Annotated in this window: 18 protein-coding genes; 12 read left to right on the forward strand and 6 right to left on the reverse strand. The window is 66.6% G+C overall.

All coding sequences use genetic code 11. From position 1 onward, the window contains the following. Positions 1–86: 86 nt before the first annotated feature. Positions 87–1,427, reverse strand: a complete 1,341-nt coding sequence (gene xseA, locus ACOMD9_RS03315; protein WP_421412128.1) for an exodeoxyribonuclease VII large subunit — start codon at positions 1,425–1,427, stop codon at positions 87–89. Between the two features lie 143 nt (positions 1,428–1,570). Between xseA and guaB the strand changes: the two genes are divergently transcribed. The 5 genes from guaB to ACOMD9_RS03340 all read left to right on the forward strand — a co-directional run bounded on the left by guaB (position 1,571) and on the right by ACOMD9_RS03340 (position 7,653). Next, a complete protein-coding gene (gene guaB, locus ACOMD9_RS03320; RefSeq protein ID WP_421412129.1) occupies positions 1,571–3,040 on the forward strand; it encodes an IMP dehydrogenase in 1,470 nt (489 codons plus the stop codon). 149 nt (positions 3,041–3,189) lie between these two features. Continuing rightward, complete coding sequence (gene guaA, locus ACOMD9_RS03325; protein WP_421412130.1) at positions 3,190–4,767, forward strand: glutamine-hydrolyzing GMP synthase; 1,578 nt, start codon at positions 3,190–3,192, stop codon at positions 4,765–4,767. 243 nt (positions 4,768–5,010) lie between these two features. Then, positions 5,011–5,772 carry a potassium channel family protein gene (locus ACOMD9_RS03330; RefSeq protein WP_421412131.1) on the forward strand — a complete coding sequence of 254 codons (762 nt, stop codon included), beginning with the start codon at positions 5,011–5,013 and terminating at the stop codon, positions 5,770–5,772. 2 nt (positions 5,773–5,774) lie between these two features. Continuing rightward, the gene (locus ACOMD9_RS03335; protein WP_421412132.1) at positions 5,775–7,151 is read left to right on the forward strand and encodes a hypothetical protein; all 1,377 of its coding nucleotides are present in this window, start codon (positions 5,775–5,777) and stop codon (positions 7,149–7,151) included. Positions 7,152–7,254: 103 nt separating this feature from the next. Further along, positions 7,255–7,653, forward strand: a complete 399-nt coding sequence (locus ACOMD9_RS03340; protein ID WP_421412133.1) for a DUF3157 family protein — start codon at positions 7,255–7,257, stop codon at positions 7,651–7,653. Positions 7,654–7,698: 45 nt separating this feature from the next. Here the strand turns inward: ACOMD9_RS03340 and ACOMD9_RS03345 are convergent, their stop codons facing one another. Then, positions 7,699–7,893: a hypothetical protein gene (locus tag ACOMD9_RS03345; RefSeq protein WP_421412134.1), complete on the reverse strand. Its 195-nt coding sequence runs from the start codon at positions 7,891–7,893 to the stop codon at positions 7,699–7,701. Between the two features lie 506 nt (positions 7,894–8,399). Here ACOMD9_RS03345 and ACOMD9_RS03350 point away from each other — a divergent pair. Then, positions 8,400–9,179, forward strand: a complete 780-nt coding sequence (locus ACOMD9_RS03350; RefSeq protein ID WP_421412135.1) for a PhzF family phenazine biosynthesis protein — start codon at positions 8,400–8,402, stop codon at positions 9,177–9,179. 163 nt (positions 9,180–9,342) lie between these two features. Here the strand turns inward: ACOMD9_RS03350 and ACOMD9_RS03355 are convergent, their stop codons facing one another. Continuing rightward, a complete protein-coding gene (locus tag ACOMD9_RS03355) occupies positions 9,343–9,777 on the reverse strand; it encodes an SRPBCC family protein (RefSeq protein WP_421412136.1) in 435 nt (144 codons plus the stop codon). 45 nt (positions 9,778–9,822) lie between these two features. On the opposite strand from ACOMD9_RS03355, the gene ACOMD9_RS03360 reads away from it, so the two are divergent. Next, positions 9,823–11,400: an NAD(P)H-dependent oxidoreductase gene (locus ACOMD9_RS03360; RefSeq protein ID WP_421412137.1), complete on the forward strand. Its 1,578-nt coding sequence runs from the start codon at positions 9,823–9,825 to the stop codon at positions 11,398–11,400. Between the two features lie 20 nt (positions 11,401–11,420). Here the strand turns inward: ACOMD9_RS03360 and ACOMD9_RS03365 are convergent, their stop codons facing one another. Together ACOMD9_RS03365 and ACOMD9_RS03370 are read right to left on the reverse strand one after the other, a co-directional pair. Continuing rightward, on the reverse strand, positions 11,421–12,098 hold the full coding sequence (locus ACOMD9_RS03365) for a DUF6064 family protein (RefSeq protein ID WP_421412138.1): 678 nt from the start codon (positions 12,096–12,098) through the stop codon (positions 11,421–11,423). Between the two features lie 12 nt (positions 12,099–12,110). Beyond that, positions 12,111–13,046 carry an aldo/keto reductase gene (locus tag ACOMD9_RS03370; RefSeq protein ID WP_421412139.1) on the reverse strand — a complete coding sequence of 312 codons (936 nt, stop codon included), beginning with the start codon at positions 13,044–13,046 and terminating at the stop codon, positions 12,111–12,113. Between the two features lie 116 nt (positions 13,047–13,162). Between ACOMD9_RS03370 and ACOMD9_RS03375 the strand changes: the two genes are divergently transcribed. The 5 genes from ACOMD9_RS03375 to yghU all read left to right on the forward strand — a co-directional run bounded on the left by ACOMD9_RS03375 (position 13,163) and on the right by yghU (position 17,517). Beyond that, positions 13,163–13,660 carry a YchJ family protein gene (locus ACOMD9_RS03375; protein ID WP_421412140.1) on the forward strand — a complete coding sequence of 166 codons (498 nt, stop codon included), beginning with the start codon at positions 13,163–13,165 and terminating at the stop codon, positions 13,658–13,660. Positions 13,661–13,745: 85 nt separating this feature from the next. Further along, positions 13,746–14,222 carry a phosphate-starvation-inducible PsiE family protein gene (locus ACOMD9_RS03380; RefSeq protein ID WP_421412141.1) on the forward strand — a complete coding sequence of 159 codons (477 nt, stop codon included), beginning with the start codon at positions 13,746–13,748 and terminating at the stop codon, positions 14,220–14,222. A gap of 95 nt (positions 14,223–14,317) precedes the next feature. Continuing rightward, on the forward strand, positions 14,318–14,656 hold the full coding sequence (locus ACOMD9_RS03385) for a thioredoxin family protein (protein WP_421412142.1): 339 nt from the start codon (positions 14,318–14,320) through the stop codon (positions 14,654–14,656). A gap of 159 nt (positions 14,657–14,815) precedes the next feature. After that, positions 14,816–16,366: a glutamate synthase-related protein gene (locus ACOMD9_RS03390; RefSeq protein ID WP_421412143.1), complete on the forward strand. Its 1,551-nt coding sequence runs from the start codon at positions 14,816–14,818 to the stop codon at positions 16,364–16,366. A gap of 287 nt (positions 16,367–16,653) precedes the next feature. Then, positions 16,654–17,517, forward strand: coding sequence for a glutathione-dependent disulfide-bond oxidoreductase (gene yghU, locus ACOMD9_RS03395; protein WP_421412144.1), 864 nt, complete (start codon positions 16,654–16,656; stop codon positions 17,515–17,517). A gap of 144 nt (positions 17,518–17,661) precedes the next feature. Here yghU and ACOMD9_RS03400 read toward each other — a convergent pair whose 3' ends face one another. Beyond that, a complete protein-coding gene (locus tag ACOMD9_RS03400; protein WP_421412288.1) occupies positions 17,662–17,982 on the reverse strand; it encodes a septal ring lytic transglycosylase RlpA family protein in 321 nt (106 codons plus the stop codon). Positions 17,983–18,218: the final 236 nt, after the last annotated feature.

Raw genomic sequence — 18,218 nt, forward strand, 5'->3', positions numbered from 1 at the left:
GCATCGAGGTGAGCACTCTTGGTCATCGAAAGTTACCGATCGGCAATTTCGGCGATCTCCCTTCCTGGGGGCAGATCGGATAGGTGTCACTTCTTCAGCCGCCGTTTCACCTCCAGCCTCAGCCGCCCCTCGCCCAGGCGGGCGGTGAGCGCCTGGCCGGGCTGGGTATCCGCCGCGCGGCGGACCACCTGCCCATGGTCATCCTCCAGGATCGCGTAGCCGCGCCCCAGCACCGCCAGCGGGCTCACCGCCTGCAGTTCACGGGCCAGGCCGCCGAGCCTCTCCTGCCGGAAGGCGAGATCGCGCTGCATCGCCGGGATCAGGCGGCCCCGTGCGCGGGCCAGCCGCTGGCTCGCCTGCTCCAGCTGGCGCCCCGGGGGATGGGCCGCCAGCCGCTGGGCCAGGTGCGCCTCGCGACGGCGCTCGGTCGCCAGCTGGCCCCGGATGGCGCGCACCAGCCGCGCCTCCAGCTGGGCCAGGGTCGTGCGTTGGCGCGCCAGCGCCTCGCGGGGGTGGCGCAGCCGGGCGCGCAGGTGGTCGAGACGCTGGGCCTCGCGTTCCAGCCGGCCGAGCTGGGCGCGCTCGAGCCGGCTCCTCAGGGTCGTCAGGCGAGCCTCGAGCTCGCGCCGGTCGGGCACCAGCTGCTCCGCCGCGGCGGACGGGGTGGGGGCGCGCACGTCGGCGGCGAAGTCGGCCAGGGTCACGTCCACCTCGTGGCCCACGGCCGACATCACCGGCAGCCGCGAATGGAGGATCGCCCGGGCCAGGTGCTCGTCGTTGAAGGCCCAGAGGTCCTCCAGGCTGCCGCCGCCGCGAGTGATCAGGATGGCATCGCGGGCAGGGTCCAGTGCCGACTGGCGGTTGAGCAGGCCCAGCGCGGAGATCAGCGCCGGGGCCGCCTCGCGCCCCTGCACCGGCACCGGGATCAGCGTCACCTGCACCTGCGGCCAGCGCGCGGCGAGTACCGCCAGCACGTCGCGGATCGCCGCACCGCTGGGGGAGGTCAGCACCAGCAGGTGGCGCGGCGGGTAGGGCAGGGGGCGAGCATTGGCGAACACCCCCTCGGCGGCGAGCTTGGCCTTCAGGCGTTCGTAGGCCGCCAGCAGCTCGCCGACGCCGGCCGCCTGTACCGCCTCGACGATCAGCTGGTAGTCGCCGCGGGGCTCGAAGATCGACAGCCGCCCGCGGACCTTGACCTGGTCGCCGTCGCGCATCGGCGCCGCGACGAAGCGTGCCCGGTTGCGGAACAGCGCGCAGCGCAGCTGGGCCCGGTCGTCCTTGAGGGTGAAGTAGACATGCCCCGAGCCGGGCCGTGACACCCCCGAGAGCTCGCCCTCGACCCACAGCTCGCCGAAGTCGCGCTCCAGCGCCTGGCGGGCGCGGCGGTTCACGTCGCTGACGGAGAGGGCGGTATCGCTGGCTGACATCGGGAGCGTCTCGGTTGGGGCGTCGCGACAGACTACCACGCTCCCGGGATGCACCCACCCCGTGACGTCACCCACCCTTGGCCGTTATAATGGTCGATTAACTTCAGTTCCTCCCCCCACCAGCTCACTGGGTGTTGCCGATTATGCTACGTATGGCCCAAGAAGCTCTTACGTTCGATGACGTATTACTCGTGCCCGGCTACTCCGAGGTCCTGCCCAAGGACGTCAGCCTCAGGACCCGCCTGACCCGCAACCTCTACCTCAACATCCCGCTCGTCTCGGCCGCCATGGATACCGTGACCGAAGCCCGCCTGGCCATCGCCATGGCCCAGGAAGGCGGCATCGGCATCATCCACAAGAACATGACCATCGCCCATCAGGCCTCCGAGGTGCGCAAGGTCAAGAAGCACGAGAGCGTGATCGTCAAGGATCCCGTCACCGTGGGCCCCAAGGCCAAGCTGGAGGACCTGCTGGCGATGGCCCAGGAGCACGGCTTCAGCGGCTTCCCGGTGGTGGAGGGCGAGACCCTGGTGGGCATCGTCACCGAGCGCGACATGCGCTTCCAGCCCAACCACGGCGACAGCGTCTCCGACATCATGACCCCCCGCGAGCGCCTGGTCACCGTGCCCGAGGGCACCGGCCTCGACGTGATCAAGGGCAAGATGCAGGAGCACCGCGTCGAGAAGATGCTGGTGGTGGACGACAGTTTCCACCTGCGCGGCCTGGTCACCTTCCAGGACATCGAGAAGGCCCGCACCTTCCCCCACGCCGCCAAGGATGCCGATGGCCGCCTGCTGGTGGGCGCGGCGGTGGGCACTGGCCCCGAGACCCCCGATCGCATCGCCGCCCTGGCCGAGGCCGGCGTCGATGCCATCATCGTCGACACCGCCCACGGCCACTCCAGGGGCGTGATCGACCGGGTCCGCTGGGCGAAGGAGCACTTCCCGCAGATCCAGGTGATCGGCGGCAACATCGCCACCGCCGCCGCGGCCAGGGACCTCGCCGAGGCCGGTGCCGACGGCGTCAAGGTGGGCATCGGCCCCGGCTCCATCTGCACCACCCGCGTGGTGGCCGGTGTGGGCGTGCCGCAGATCACCGCGGTCTCCAACGTCGCCGCCGCGCTCGAGCCCTACGACATCCCGCTGATCGCCGACGGCGGCGTGCGCTTCTCCGGCGACCTGGCCAAGGCGATCGCCGCCGGCGCCAGCTGCGTGATGGTCGGCGGCCTGCTGGCCGGTACCGAGGAGGCGCCAGGCGAGGTCGAGCTGTTCCAGGGGCGCACCTACAAGGCCTACCGCGGCATGGGCTCCATGGGCGCCATGGCCCAGAGCCAGGGCTCCGCGGACCGCTACTTCCAGGACAAGAACGCCGGCGCCGAGAAGCTGGTGCCGGAGGGCATCGAGGGCCGCGTCCCCTACAAGGGCGTGATGAGTGCCATCGTCCACCAGCTGATGGGTGGCCTGCGCGCCTCCATGGGCTACACCGGCTGCACCGACATCCAGGAGATGCGCACCAAGCCGGAGTTCGTGCAGATCACCGGGGCCGGCTTCGCCGAATCCCACGTGCACGACGTGCAGATCACCAAGGAAGCCCCCAACTACCGGGCGGGTTAACCCCGCCCGAGACGGAAGAAGGAAGAGGCCAGAGAGAAGAAACCCCTTCCTTCTTCACCCTTCCTTCTTCCTTCTGTCGTCCGTTTTCATACCGGCAGCTCGTGACACATCTCACAGCCGCTGGCATTGCAACCCCCGGTGGCCCATTCATGACCGATATCCACGCCCACAAGATCCTGATCCTCGACTTCGGCTCCCAGTACACCCAGCTGATCGCGCGCCGCGTGCGCGAGATCGGCGTCTACTCCGAGGTCCGCGCCTTCGACATCACCGAGGCCGAGATCCGCGAGTACGCCCCCAACGGCATCATCCTCGCCGGCGGCCCGGAGTCGGTCACCGAACTGGACTCGCCCCGCGCCCCCCGGTGCGTGTTCGAGATGGGCCTGCCGGTGCTGGGCATCTGCTACGGCATGCAGACCATGGCCGAGCAGCTGGGCGGCGCCGTGGAGGGCTCCCATGTCCACGAGTTCGGCTACGCCCAGATCCGCGTCGACGAGGAGACGGCGCTGTTCCGCGACATCTCGGACCATATCGACCACGAGACCGGGCGCAACCTGCTCGACGTGTGGATGAGCCATGGCGACAAGGTCGCCCGGGTGCCCGACACCTTCACCGTCACCGCCTCCACGCCGAGCTGCCCCATCGCCGCCATGGCCTGGGAGGAGAAGCGCTTCTACGGGGTGCAGTTCCACCCCGAGGTGACCCACACCCTGCAGGGCCAGCGCATCCTCGAGCACTTCGTGCTGGGCATTTGCCAGGCGGAATGTCTCTGGACCCCGGCCCAGATCATCGAGGACCAGATCGCCCGCGTGCGTGACCAGGTGGGCGACCGCCACGTGCTGCTGGGCCTCTCCGGCGGCGTGGACTCCTCGGTGGTGGCGGCCCTGCTGCACAAGGCCATCGGCGACCAGCTGACCTGCGTGTTCGTCGACAACGGCCTGTTGCGCAAGGCCGAGGGCGACCAGGTGATGGAGACCTTCGCCCGCCACATGGGCGTGAAGGTGATCCGCGTGGACGCCGAGGCGCAGTTCCTCTCCAGGCTCGAGGGCGTGGCCGACCCCGAGGACAAGCGCAAGATCATCGGCAACACCTTCATCGACGTCTTCGATGACGAGGCGAGCAAGATCGAGGGCGTGGACTTCCTGGCCCAGGGCACCATCTACCCGGATGTGATCGAGTCCGCCGCCGCCAAGACCGGCAAGGCCCACGTGATCAAGTCGCACCACAACGTGGGTGGCCTGCCCGAGACCATGAAGCTCAAGCTGGTGGAGCCGCTGCGCGAGCTGTTCAAGGACGAGGTGCGCAAGCTCGGCCTCGAGCTCGGCCTGCCCTACGACATGGTCTACCGCCACCCCTTCCCGGGGCCGGGCCTGGGTGTGCGCATCCTCGGCGAGGTGAAGAAGGAGTACGCCGACATCCTGCGCGAGGCCGACGCCATCTTCATCGAGGAGCTGCACAAGGCGGACTGGTACCACAAGACCAGCCAGGCCTTCGCCGTCTTCCTGCCGGTGAAGTCGGTCGGCGTGGTCGGCGACGCCCGCCGCTACGAGTGGGTCATCGCCCTGCGCGCCGTGGAGACCATCGACTTCATGACCGCCCGCTGGGCGCACCTGCCTTACGAGCTCCTTGAAACGGTCTCCAACCGCATCATCAACGAGATCACCGGCGTCTCGCGGGTGACCTACGACGTCAGCAGCAAGCCGCCTGCGACGATCGAGTGGGAGTGAAGTAGTAGGAGAGAGCGAACTTACTCATACTGACTGGCATCAGGGGTCTACCAAAGGGTAGGCCCTTTTTCTTTGCAATCCGTTACAAGGTCCGGTGTACTGGGGCTAAGGTCGCTGAGATGGCCGCCGATAATCATAAGCAAGGAACACGGGGACTATCGAAGGGAGGTGGCATGCAGGGCTATAACACTATGCCGAGCAGGGCGGTAGCCTGTGCGAGAGAGCATTAGGCGGGACAGCGGGATGCATAGGGCTGCCCTCCATCAGCAGCTGGCCCCGGAAGCTTGGCATCTCCCGGGGTTATCGCCGTCCAACAAGCTCATTTGTGCACTGATTCTGCTCGCTTCGCTGGCCGCCATCCTCGAGACCGAGCCGACCCTGCGCCGTCTGGTGCCGAGGCTGTTCTCTTCCCTCGAGGTGGTCTTCGTCACCCTCTTCATCCTCGAATACCTGCTGCGCCTCTATTCAGTAGGGGAAGACCCACGCTATCGCGGCATTGGCGGCCGCATACGCTATGTCTTCTCCATCTGGGCACTGATCGACTTGGTTGCCATCCTGCCTTTCTTCCTGGGTTTTCTCACCCATAGCAACGCCTTTTTGCTGCGGCTGCTGCGAATCCTTCGCATACTACGTCTTTCACGTCTGGGGCGATTCAGTCGAGCCTGGTCGGCACTGGCCGAAGCCCTGAAGGCCCGCATCCATGAACTGCTGCTCAGCGTGGGAGTAGCAGGTCTTTTGTTGTTATTTTCCTCTGCCTGCCTGTACGTGGTGGAAGCCGCCGATCAGCCCGAGGCCTTCGGCAGCGTACCAAGGGCCCTCTGGTGGAGCATCGCCACCCTGACCACCGTTGGTTACGGCGACGTCACGCCTATTACCGCCTTGGGCAAGGTGTTTGCCGGCATGACCGCCGTCGCAGGCATCGGCATCATCGCCATGCCCACCGGCATCCTAGCCGCTGCGTTCAGCGATGCCTTTCAAAATAAAGACAATATGCAAGGAGAGTGACCATGGAGCGTCCCGATTTCGCCAAGCGTGGTGATCCAGCCAGGCTGATTCCTGTCGTTGCCGATACCAACCGCGAACAACGTGCGGCCTCGGTACTGCTTGCTGCCCTGCGAGGGGTACATGAGTTCCGACAGCAGATGCTCCTGTCTCTGGGGGTGCGCGTGGGAAGCCGAGCGGTATTGGGTGCCTGGACGGAAATCGTGCTGGAAGCCGATCCCGGCGTGGCCAAGAGTGATCGCCCGGATGGGCTGATCGTGCTGCAGACGGGGCGCAAGACATGGAGTGCCCTGGTCGAGGCCAAGATCGGCAATGCTGAAATCGGCGAGGAGCAGCTCAAGCAATATCTGCAGCAGGCCAAGAAGCACAAGGTCGATGCGGTCATTACCATTACCAACCAGTTCGTCGCCATGCCCTCGCATCATCCGGTGAAGGTGCCAAAATCGATGCTCAAGGGCGTCGAACTCTATCACTGGTCCTGGATGTACGCGGTTACCCAGGCGACGCTGTTGCTGGAATCCGGTGAAATCCAATCTCCGGACCAACGCTTCCTGTTGGAAGAAGTGCTCCGTTACCTCGGTCACGAATCCAGCGGCATTTCCCGCTTCGATAGCATGAACCGGGAGTGGAAGGAGATTGTGGGCAAGGTCAAGAGTGGCGCCGTGCTGGGCAAGAGTACCGAGGAGGTGGAAAACACCGTCTCGAGCTGGCATCAGGAGCAGCGTGACCTCTGCCTGGTAATTAGCCGAAAGCTGGGCCGGCCCGTCAAGCTGAAGCTACCCAGGGCCCACCGTACCGACCCAGTCCAGCGGCTGAAGGATGATTGTGAGGTACTGGCCAAGGAGAAGGTGCTCAGGTGCTGCCTGGAAGTGCCAGATGCTGCTGCGGATCTGGAGGTAACGGCCGACCTGACCCTGCGAACCATTGTCTGCTCCATGCGGCTCTCCGCACCACAGGACAAGAAGCGCAGCACAGCGCGAGTGAATTGGCTGACTAAGCAGCTGGCCAAGGCCGAAACGGAGGGCATGTTTGTCAAGGCGGTTCGACCGGGCCGTGCCGAGGAGACCCAGGAGCCACTCGCCAAGGTGATCGAGGACGCGGCAGTGATGGAATCGCCGGCAACCAATGTGGTGCCCAGTGCCTTCGAGGTGTTCTATATGGCCGACCTCGGCCATCGCTTCTCCGGTAACAAGATATTTATTGAAGAATTGGAGAAGGCGGTGCCGCACTTTTATCAGCAGGTCGGACAAAAGCTCAGGGCTTGGGTAGCGCCCCCGCCCAAGCTGCAGCGGAGCGATCCAGTGCGGGAGAAAAGTGACACTGGAGACGATGACGTTGAGGCAAGGCAAGATGATAGGGAAGGGTGGGAAGCGGCTGAGTAGAGGTTCTGGCTGCCGCTGCGAATGCCACATCGCCCTGCACGTCGTGGAGATAATCGTTTTCAGTGGGGTGTTATCCCTTGTTCAGAATATATAAGAGAAAACAATGAAGAAATTTAGGGGTTCTACTTTATGCGCTTTATTATTTCTTATGCCGCAAGTTATTGCGCAAGAAGTTGTTAAAAACTCTGCTGGTGAAGAAATAATATTAAATGATGACATGACATGGGAGTATGTGCAGTCTGATGTGTATGATTTTGAAAAATCGGGTAGGGATGTCATCGGGTTTGCTATGATGGGGGATTTTGAAGCTGCATTGGAAGGTGCTGATAAAGTTGTAAATGCTGCGGATAGGGATATGCTTCTTTTGAATATTTGGAATTTTGCGATTATTGATTCGAACTGTGTTGTGCAGGAAAAAATCGTGGAAAAAATTAGTGATGCTGGTACCAAAGGGCTGTATTCATTAAATCTTAGGAATCTCTGTCCGGGCGAAGGGAAATGAGCTATGTGCTCTATTGAGTAGTGCTGCACGGTTGTTGGGATCTGCTTACAGTGACTGCTCTATCAGTTCCCTTGCCCTGGCTAGTCTGTTGCTATTTCCTTCTGCTATGCCGAAGGCGACTTCTTCGTTGGCTTGCCTTTGAAGCTCGACAGAATCGCCATGAATCGCATTGCTCATGCCTTCCTGGCAGGCCGATACAAGAAAGGCTAACGGCAGGATGAGGAATATCTCCTTCAGCATGCTATTGCTCTACCACCTGAATGGAAATCGTCTTGCTGGTGCTGGGGGAGTGCCCACCCTGGCGATGGGAATGCCATCCACCATGGCCGTGGACGCACCGGAAATAATGTGATGCGGCCCGTCCTTGCAGGAGCAGGCCACCTTGTCGCCGATCTTCGCCAGATCCATGGGGGATTCCTTGCTCCATCGCGATGTAGTGAGTTTATGGGCATTGTCCATGACCGTGCCACCCGTTGGAGCAATCGCCACATATCGCTTACGCGTAGGTAGGCGATTGTCCATACAGGCTGGTCTCAGGCGAAGGACATGGGGGCGGCCCCGGTTCCGAGAGCCTCCAATCCATCTGCGGTGGACCGACGTAAACACATCATTAGGGAGCCGACCGACGAATCACCACCCTGCGCCTGCTCATCCGCTTCAGCCGACGGATGGCCGTGTTGCTTTTCTCTGCGGCGATCGTGATCCTTCACGATCATCCCAGCGATCCAACAGGAAGGGAGGGTGCCATGAAACTCGATCTCTACCAGGTGGACGCCTTCGCCCGTCGCCCCTTCGAGGGAAATCCCGCGGCGGTATGCCCGCTGACCGAGTGGCTGGACGATGCCACCCTGCAGGCCATCGCGGCGGAGAACAACCTGTCCGAAACCGCCTTCTTCGTGCGCGAGGGGGCGGGGTATCGCCTGCGCTGGTTCACGCCCACGGTCGAGGTCGACCTGTGCGGGCACGCCACCCTGGCAAGCGCCTGGGTGATCTTCCACGAACTGGGCGAGGCGGGCGAGACGCTGTGCTTCGCCACCCGCAGTGGCGAGCTGCTGGTCAGCCGTACCGAGGAAGGCCTGGCGATGGACTTTCCCGCCAGGCGGCCCGAGCCGATGGCCGATCCCGAGGCGGTGCTGGCCGCCCTGGGCTTGGCGCAGGGCGACGTCGTCATGACCGACGACATTCTCGTCGCGGTGGAACACGAGGACATCGTCGCGGCGCTGGCGCCGGACATGGCCAAGCTGGCGGCGTTGCCGGGGCGCGGTGTGGTGGTCTCGGCGCCGGGGCGGGAATTCGACTTCGTCTCGCGCTGGTTCGGGCCCAAGGTCGGCGTCGAGGAGGACCCCGTGACGGGCTCGGCCCATACCACGCTGGCGCCGTACTGGGCCGGGCGGCTGGGCAAGACGAAGATGACGGCCCGGCAAGGGGGCACCCGCCAGGGGCAATTGACCTGTGACTGCCAGGGCGACCGGGTCATCCTCACCGGGCAGGTGGCCCCCTACCTGCGCGGGACGATTCGACTCTGAGGGACTGCCCTGACGACACCGCACCCTGGGCATCGGGATGTGGCCGGCTACTGAGTGTCCGTACACCGCACCGGTGCCGGCAGCCTGATCGGGGCGAGTGCCCTGGTCGCCGCCATGCGTCGACCCTGATGGCTGTCCACGGCACGCCACTGAGGCGGTGGGGCTATACCGGAGGGTTCTGCTGCGCTTTCAGCCGTGTTTCCACCTGGGCGATGATGTCGCGGCCGAGCTTGTGGAGCAGGGGTTTGGCAGCGAGGTTGACGGCCTTCTCGAGTGAGGGCGGCTGCAGGCTGTAGTCCAGCGTCAGGTGGATGCGGGTGCCTCCCTCGATAGGCGTCAGGAGGTACTCGCCCTGGTTGGGCACGCCGTTCACCGAGCGCCAGGCGAATCGCTCCGGGGGCAGGAACTCCGTGATTTCCACATCGAAGTCCAGTGGCACGCCTGCGATGCGTACCCGCCAGCGGTAGCGACGCTCCCCCAGGCGAACTATGGTGTCAATGGCGTCGCTGAAATCGGCAAATGTTTCCACTCGGCCGACGAGGGCGAACACTTCCCGTGGGCTGGCCGCGATATCGGCCTCGTGCTCGATGACGGGCATGGCCTTCTTCACCTCCGCAAGACAACGCGATGACAACGTAAGGGTATGACAACGTTCAGGACGAACGACGCGCCGGTCGACGGCGGAGCCCAGCTTCGGTCGCCGATCAGGGTGCTGGTCATCCTCGGGCACCCGCGCAGCGACAGCCTCTGCGGCGGCCTGGCGGATGCCTTCTGTGAAGGGGCCCGCGCCGCGGGCGTGCAGCTGCGCCGCGTGAATCTCGCGACGCTGGAGTTCGACCCCCATGTGCGCACCCCGTCGCCCAACGATCAACCCCTCGAGGACGACCTGAGGCTGGCGCAGGAGTTCGTCGCCTGGGCGGATCACCTGGTGTTCGTCTATCCCACCTGGTGGGGCGGGGCGCCCGCACTCCTCAAGGGGTTTCTCGACCGCATCATGGCGCCGGGGTTCGCGTTCCGGACCTGCGAGGGCGGGATCGGCTATCAGGGATTGCTGGCCGGGCGCTCGGCACAGCTCATCACCACCATGGATACCCCGCCGCTGATCCATCGGCTGCTCTATCGTGAGCCCGGCCGGAATGCCCTGGCACGGGCGACCCTGGGCTTCTGCGGCATTCGCCCGGTGCGCAGCCTGGTATTCGGTTCGGTCAAGGATGCCTCCTCGACGCAGCGCCAGGCCTGGCTGGCCCGTGCCCGCCACCAGGGCCGGCAGTTGGCGCGGGGCCGGATCACCCCCGCGGAGCGGTTGGGGCACAAGGCCGGCGCCTGGCTGCGGGCGCTGCGGCTGCAGTTCTACCCCATGACCTGGGTGGCCTATGCGGTCGGGGGGCTGGCCGCCGCGCCGACCGGGGGCGTATTCGGCAACCCGGTGTTCTGGCTGGGCTACCTCTGCCTGTTCCTGCTGGAGGTGGCCACCGTGCTGATCAACGAGGTGGTCGACCTGGGTACCGATCGGGCCAATCGCTTCTACAGCACCTTCACGGGGGGCTCCCGCGTCCTGGTGGAGGGCCGGCTGGGCCTGGGCGAGGTCAAGGCCGGGATCCTCGTTGCGCTGCTGGGCCTGGTGGGCGGCACGGCCTGGCTGCTGGCCGTGACGCCGGGGTCACCGCTGGCGGTGAGCGCCGTGCTGGGCGTGCTGGCGGTCCTGGCCATCGGCTACACGGCGCCGCCCCTGATGCTGAGCTATCGTGGCCTGGGCGAGCTCGATGTCGCGGTCACCCACAGCATCGGGGTAATGCTGTGCGGCTTCGTGTTCCTGGGTGGGGCCCCGGGCGACCCGCTGCCCTGGCTGCTGAGCCTGCCCCTGCTGCTGGGCATCCTGCCCTCCATCACGCTGTCGGGCATCCCGGATCTCGAGGCCGATGCCGGTGCCGGCAAGCGCACCCTGGCGGTGCGCCTGGGGCGCCGGGGCGCACTGCGGGTCGCGTTCGTCGCCACGCTGCTCGCCGCTGCCTGCGCCCTGGCCTGGCAGGTGACGGGGCTGGCGGGGGGAGCCTATGGCGGCATCGCCTGGGTGGTCGTTCCCCATGGCGCCTGGCTGGCCTGGCTGCTGGCCCGGCACCTCCGGGACGACCGCCCGCCCGGGCGGATCGATGGCCTGATGGGCGCCTCGCTGGGCTATGTGCTGTGGTTCGGGCTGTGGCCACTGTTCCGGTTGGCATGATCGCGCCCCGTCGGCCTGCCCTATGCCGAGGGTGAGTCTCCCGGCCACCGCCTGGCCAGCAGGGCCAGTCCGGCGGCCAGCATCGGCAGCCAGGCGCCCGGCGCTGCCAGCAGCTGCAGGGTGGCAGAGCTGACCAGGCACCACAGGAGGGGAATGACGAGCAGTATCCAGCCGTATCGCGCCGGTTGGACCAGGGCCGCTACGCCCAGGGAGGCGATGGCGAGCGGGTCCGGCGTGAGCCCGATGACTTCGGCACCCAGCAGCCCACGCCCGGTGGCCAGGGCCATGAGCGGGTGCAGGGCCAGGGCATGGACGAACAGCACGACCCCCAGGGCGCGTCGCACGCCCCAGCGCGTCGGCAGGTCGAGCCCGCCCTTCCAGGCGCCGAGGGCGATCAGCAGCAGCGCCTGCAGCACGAACAGCGGCACCAGGTAGCGGATTGCCCAGTTGATCGGCACGTAGCGCTGCCACAGGAAGGCCCAGGCCACGAAGCCCCAGCCGACGGCGAGCAGGGCGGTGATCAGGCGGGAGCTCCAGGGGCGTGGGCGCAGCAGGGCGAACAGCATCGCGCCGCCCAGCATCAGGGCGAGCGCCTGCAGGGGCCACAGCGCCTGGTTGTGCAGCACGAAGAGGCGCTCGTAGGTGCGCAGCGAGAACATCAGGAAGTCCTCGGGCCGGTAGGTCCACCATTCGCTCATCGGCTCGACTCGTTACAGGGCCCGGACGTGGTCGGCCATGCGTCGACGCAGCTCGGCGTCGGGCAGCGGCTCGCGGGCCGCGGCCAGGTTCTCGCGCACGTGCTCGACCCGGGTGGTCGCGGGGATGGCGCAGCTCACCGCGGGGTGGGAGACGATGAACTTGAGGATGAACTGCGCCCAGGTCCTGGCGCCGATCTCGGCCGCCCAGTCGGGCAGTGGCTCGCCCTCCAGGCGGCGGATCAGGCGCTTCTGCTGGAAGGGGCGGTTGGCGATCACCCCGATGCCACGCTCTCGCGCCAGCGGCAGCAGGCGTGCTTCGGCCTCGCGGTCGACGATGTTGTAGGTGAGCTGCACGAAGTCGATGTCGGCCTCGCGCATGATGCGTTCCATGGCCGCATGGCGCCGGCCGTGGGAGGTGGTGATGCCGATGTGGCGTACCTCGCCGGCCGCCTTCATCGCCTGCAGCGTTTCCAGGTTCGCCTCCCAGGCGACCAGGTTATGCACCTGCAGCAGGTCGAAGCGTGGCACGCCCCAGTCGTGCCGCGAGGCCGCGACTTGCGCAGGCCCCTCGCCGGGGCTGGAGGTCCAGACCTTGTCGGCCGCGTAGACGCGGTCGGTGGCGTCGAGCTCGGCGAGGCCATGGCCGATGGTCGCCTGGGAGGAGCCGTACATCGGCGAGGAGTCGATCATCCGCCCGCCGCCGCTGAAGAAGGCTGCCATCACCGCCGTGCACGCCTCGAGCAGTACCGGGTCGTCGCCGACGTTGAAGGTGATCCAGCTGCCGAGTCCCACCAAGGGCAGCGATTCCCCGATGCCGGGCACCTCGCGAGTCAGGATCTCGCCGGGCTCGCCGCCTGCGTCGAGCGGCGGCAGCACCGAGCCGGCCGCGAGGGCCAGCAGGCCGCCGAGCAATCTTCGACGCGACAGGGGCGGGGGGGCCGGAGACATGGGCACTCCTGGGGGGGCTTGCTGTGAGCAGTGTAGACGGCCTGCGAGAACGCGGGAGAGGCCCTCGCCGACCATCAGGCACCGGTCGAGCAGAGCCCGGCGGGGCGTGATGTATCATGGTGATCGTCGTTACCGGAGTGAAGGCCTTCCCCATGACACACCCCGACCGCACCGCCTGCCCCTGCGGCAGCGGCCGGCCGCTCGCCGGCTGCTGCGGGCGCTATCACGCCGGCGAGCCGGCACCGAGCCCCGAGGCGCTGATGCGCTCCCGCTACAGCGCCTTCGTGCTTGAGCTTACCGACTACCTGCTGGCGACCTGGCACCCGAGCACCCGGCCGTCGCGCCTGGAAGCGGACGCCGCGACCACCTGGAAGCGACTCGAGGTGCTCGAGAGCGGCGAGGAGGGCGAGCGGGGATGGGTGCATTTCCGTGCCACCTTCCGCGAGGGGAGGCGCTGGTCGGTGCTGGAGGAGTCGTCGCGCTTCGTGCGCGAGGCGGGGTGCTGGCGCTATCTCGATGGCAACCCCGCCGTCCACCGGCTCAAGCCCGGCCGCAACACGCCCTGTCCCTGCGGCAGCGGGCGCAAGTTCAAGGCCTGCTGTGGCCAAGCATGAGGGAGCGCCATATGATGATGCGACGACCATCGCTGCCGGTGCGGGTGGGCAGGGGCGGCTACGCGGGGCTTATCGGGAGAGCTCGATGAATGACGATGACAAGGTGACCCCCCAGGCGCCCAGGCTGCTGCATGACGAGCTGCCCGAGGAGCATGAAGACCCGCTGATCCGCTGGCTGCATGTCGTCATCCGTTTCGCCATCAAGGTGCTGGCGGTGATGATGGTGCTGGTGATCATCTGGGGCGTGCTGGACGTGGTCTACGTGCTTTATACCAAGTTCATCTCGCCGCCGGTGCTGCTCTTTGAAGTCGGCGATATCTTCGTGATCTTCGGTGCCTTCATGGTGGTGCTGATCGCCGTGGAGATATTCATCAACATTCGGCTCTACCTGGGCACCAATGTCCTGCCCATCCGGCTGGTCATCGCCACGGCGCTGATGGCCATCGCGCGCAAGGTGATCATCCTGGACATCGAGACCATCACCGCGGAGGAAATGCTGGCCATCGCGGCGGTCGTGCTGGCGCTCGGCGTGACCCACTGGCTGGTGGGCAAGCAGGAGTAGGGTGAGCCCCCGGGTCGAGGGCCGGGCCCTGATGGGCGGCGGCTGGCAAGGGGGCACGGTGAGTCGCCGGTTCCATGGGCTTTCGAGGGCATCACGTGAAATCCATCACCGAAGCACAGCAGCTCGATGCCGTCCTGGCGTCCCACCCCGCGGTGCTGGTGCTGTACGGCGGCCGGACGTGTGGCGTGTGCCAGGCGATCAAGCCTCGGCTCGAGGCAATGCTGGCCGAGGCGTTCACCGGGATGGCGGCCCGCTACGTGGATTGCCAGGCCGGGGCCGCGGCGCTGTGTGCGCAGCAACGCGTGTTCTCGCTGCCGGTGGTGCAGCTGTGGTTCGAGGGACAGCTGTTCGAGGAGTTCGTGCGGGTCTTCTCCATCGGCGATGTACGCCGTGCCATCCAGCGCCCCTATGCGGCGCTGTTCGACCAGGCGTGATCGGGCAGGCCTCCCCATTTTCTCCTGTGGCCCCCGGTGGCTATCTTGACAGGTGACGCCCGCCATTCCCGAACATCGCGGGTCGCCGCGTTCCGGTGGCCGCCGGCCTCGCGTCGGCCCCTCTTCTTCCGGCGTCATACCGACCAGGAGCCCATCACCATGAGCAAGCCCGTCATCGCCGACAACAAGCCCGCCAAGGTGACCCTGACCAAGGGCAAGGAGTATGCGTTCTGCCGCTGCGGGCGGTCCGCCAGTCAGCCGTTCTGCGATGGTTCCCATGCCGGCACCGGCTTCTCGCCCAAGAGCTTCGTGGCCGAGCAGGATGGGGATGTCTACCTCTGCCAGTGCAAGCACACCGCCGATGCGCCCTTCTGTGACGGCACCCACAAGCAGTTCGGCGCCGACCGGGTGGGCAAGGAGGGGCCCGGCGATACCGAGGAGGCCTCCGACAAGGCCCCGGAGGCCAAGGCCACCCGCGAAGAGCCCACGGTGGCGTTCATCCACCAGCTGGCCCGGGAGGGGCTCGAGCAGATGGGGCCCCACGGCCCGACCACCGCCATGGGGGTGCCGCGTCACACCCTGCCGCACTGGGACGAGCTGCAGATCATGGCCGCCCAGCTGGCGACCCAGCCCCTGATGGAGGACGCCGAGGTCGCCACCGAGCTGGTCATCGGCCCCGAGGCCGCCAAGCCGCTGACCCTGAGCATGCCGCTGTTCGTCTCGGACATGAGCTTCGGCGCCCTCTCCGAGGAGGCCAAGATCGCCCTCGCCCGCGGCGCCGAGCTGGCTGGCACCGGGATCTGCTCCGGGGAGGGGGGCATGCTGGCCGAAGAGCAGCAGGAGAACTCCCGATACTTCTACGAGCTGGCCAGCGCCCGGTTCGGTTACCGGGAGGCGCTGCTCGAGAAGGTCCAGGCCTTCCACTTCAAGGGCGGGCAGGGTGCCAAGACCGGCACCGGCGGCCACCTGCCGGGCAACAAGAACACCGGCAGGATCTCCGAGGTGCGCGGCATCCCCGAGGGCGAACCCGCCGTCTCGCCTCCCACCTTCACGGACCTGCACTCGGTGCAGGACTTCCGGCGCTTCGCCGACCGGGTGCGGGAGGTGACCGGCGGCATTCCGGTCGGCTTCAAGCTCAGTGCCAACCACATCGAGCGGGACATCCAGTTCGCGCTCGATGCCGGTGCCGACTACCTCATCCTCGACGGCCGCGGCGGGGCCACCGGGGCGGCCCCGGAACTCTTCCGCGACCACATCAGCGTGCCCACCATCCCGGCCCTGGCCCGTGCCCGGCGCCACCTGGATGACCAGGGCGCCAGCGGCCGGGTCACCCTGATCGTCACCGGCGGGCTGCGGGTGCCGAGCGACTTCGTGAAGGCCATGGCCCTCGGGGCGGACGGCATCGCCATCGCCAACAGCGCCATCCAGTCGATCGGCTGCGTGGCCGCCAGGATCTGCAACACCAACAACTGTCCCGCCGGTGTCGCCACCCAGCGGGCCGACCTGCGCCAGCGACTGGACGTCGACAAGTCCGCCCGCCAGCTGCAGAACTTCCTGGAGGCCTCCGTCTCGCTGATGCAGGTCATGGCACGGGCCTGCGGCCACGACAGCCTGAGCCGCTTCAACCGCGAGGACCTGGCCACCTGGCACCGGGAGATGGCGCTGCTGAGCGGGGTGCGCTATGCCGGTGTGCGGGATCCCGCTTCCTGAGGTCGGCGACGCTCGTCCAGGGCGCCTGTCGTCTCCGGCCCGCCCTGTCCGTCCAGGCAGCGAACGGCCACCATCCGGGGAGAGGCGGACATGCGGCTCAGGGTCATCGTGAAGGCAAGCGGGGAACCGGAGGCAGGAACTCCCGGAGGCGATGGGCAGGTACCACGAGGCACTGGTCGACGCCGCGCGTGGAACCTTAACAGGCTATCGTTTGTCAGACCGTGATTGTACAACCAGCCGCCCCTGTACGGGGCGCTGCACAGTCACGATGCCTGACAGGAGGCTTGATGAGCTATACCCCGCCGAAAGTCTGGAAATGGGAGAAGGCGAGCGGCGGCAAGTTCGCCAGCATCAACCGACCCATCGCCGGCCCCACCCACGAGAAGTCGCTGCCGGTGGGCAGGCACCCCTTCCAGCTCTACTCCCTGGCCACGCCCAACGGGGTGAAGGTCACGGTGATGCTGGAGGAGCTGCTGGCGCTGGGCTACCAGGACGCGGAGTACGACGCCTGGCTGATCGATATCGGCGAGGGGGACCAGTTCGGCAGCGGCTTCGTCGAGATCAACCCCAACTCGAAGATCCCGGCGCTGGTCGACCAGGGCGCGTCCAAGCCGATCCGGGTCTTCGAGTCGGGCTCGATCCTGCTCTATCTCGCGGAGAAGTTCGGGGAATTCCTGCCGGGCAGCCTCGCCAAGCGCACCGAGGTGCTGAACTGGCTGTTCTGGCAGATGGGCAGCGGTCCCTTCCTGGGCGGCGGCTTCGGCCACTTCTACGCCTACGCGCCGGAGAAGATCGAATACGCCATCGACCGCTACGCCATGGAGGCCAAGCGCCAGCTCGACGTGCTCGACCGCCGCCTGGCCGAGGTGCCTTACCTTGCCGGCGACGACTACACCATCGCCGATATCGCCTCCTGGCCCTGGTACGGCCAGCTGGCGCTGGGACGGCTCTATGACGCGGGCGAGTTCCTCCAGGTGCAGGAGTACGCACACGTGCAGCGCTGGGCCAGGGAGATCGACGCGCGCCCGGCGGTGCAGCGCGGGCGCATGGTCAACCGCACCTTCGGCGACCCGGCGATGCAGCTCCACGAGCGCCACGACGCCAGCGACTTCACCCACAGGACCCGGGACAAGCTCGAGTCCATGGCCTGAGGCGTTGCCGGGCGCGACATTGACGGGGCCCGGCACCGGTTGTGGTGTCGGGCCCTGTGCGATGGCCGATCCTGGGGTGCCGAGGCCGGCGAGGGGCAACCGGCGGCCGGTGACGACCGGCCCGGCGTGTCCCGGGAAGGGGGCTCAGTTGACCTGGGTGACCAATACCGGGGCGACGCCCCGATTGAGCATGCCGAGCTCCCGGGCCGCGCGCTTGGAGAGGTCGATGATGCGCCCCGGGACGAAGGGACCGCGGTCGTTGATCAGCACTTCCACTTCCTTGCCCGTGTCCGGACGGGTGACCAGCACCTTGGTGCCGAAGGGCAGGGTGGGGTGTGCGGCCGTCAGGGCCTGCTGGTCGAAGGGTTCGCCGCTGGCGGTGGTGGCGCCCTGGAAGTTGTCGCTGTAGAAGGAGGCGATGCCCTTCTCGGCATCGGCATCGTGCGCCTGCACGCTACCCGCCATGGCGATCGTCAGCAGGCCGGCCAGCCAGCAGGCAAGGGTCAGTCGTATTCGGGCTCCCATTGGGGTACCTCATGGTTCTCGTGCAGCGGATCGCGCGTCCATCGATGCGATGAGGTGCCGGTAGGCATCGGGATGGTAACCGCCCTGGCCGCCTCTGGCAACCCGGCGTGAAGATCGGCGGAGTTGGCGCCAGGATCACGCCATTTCAGCGAGGGAGGTCGCGTGCACGACAGTGG

It is taken from the genome of Halomonas terrestris, assembly GCF_049166755.1.
Taxonomy (GTDB): domain Bacteria; phylum Pseudomonadota; class Gammaproteobacteria; order Pseudomonadales; family Halomonadaceae; genus Halomonas.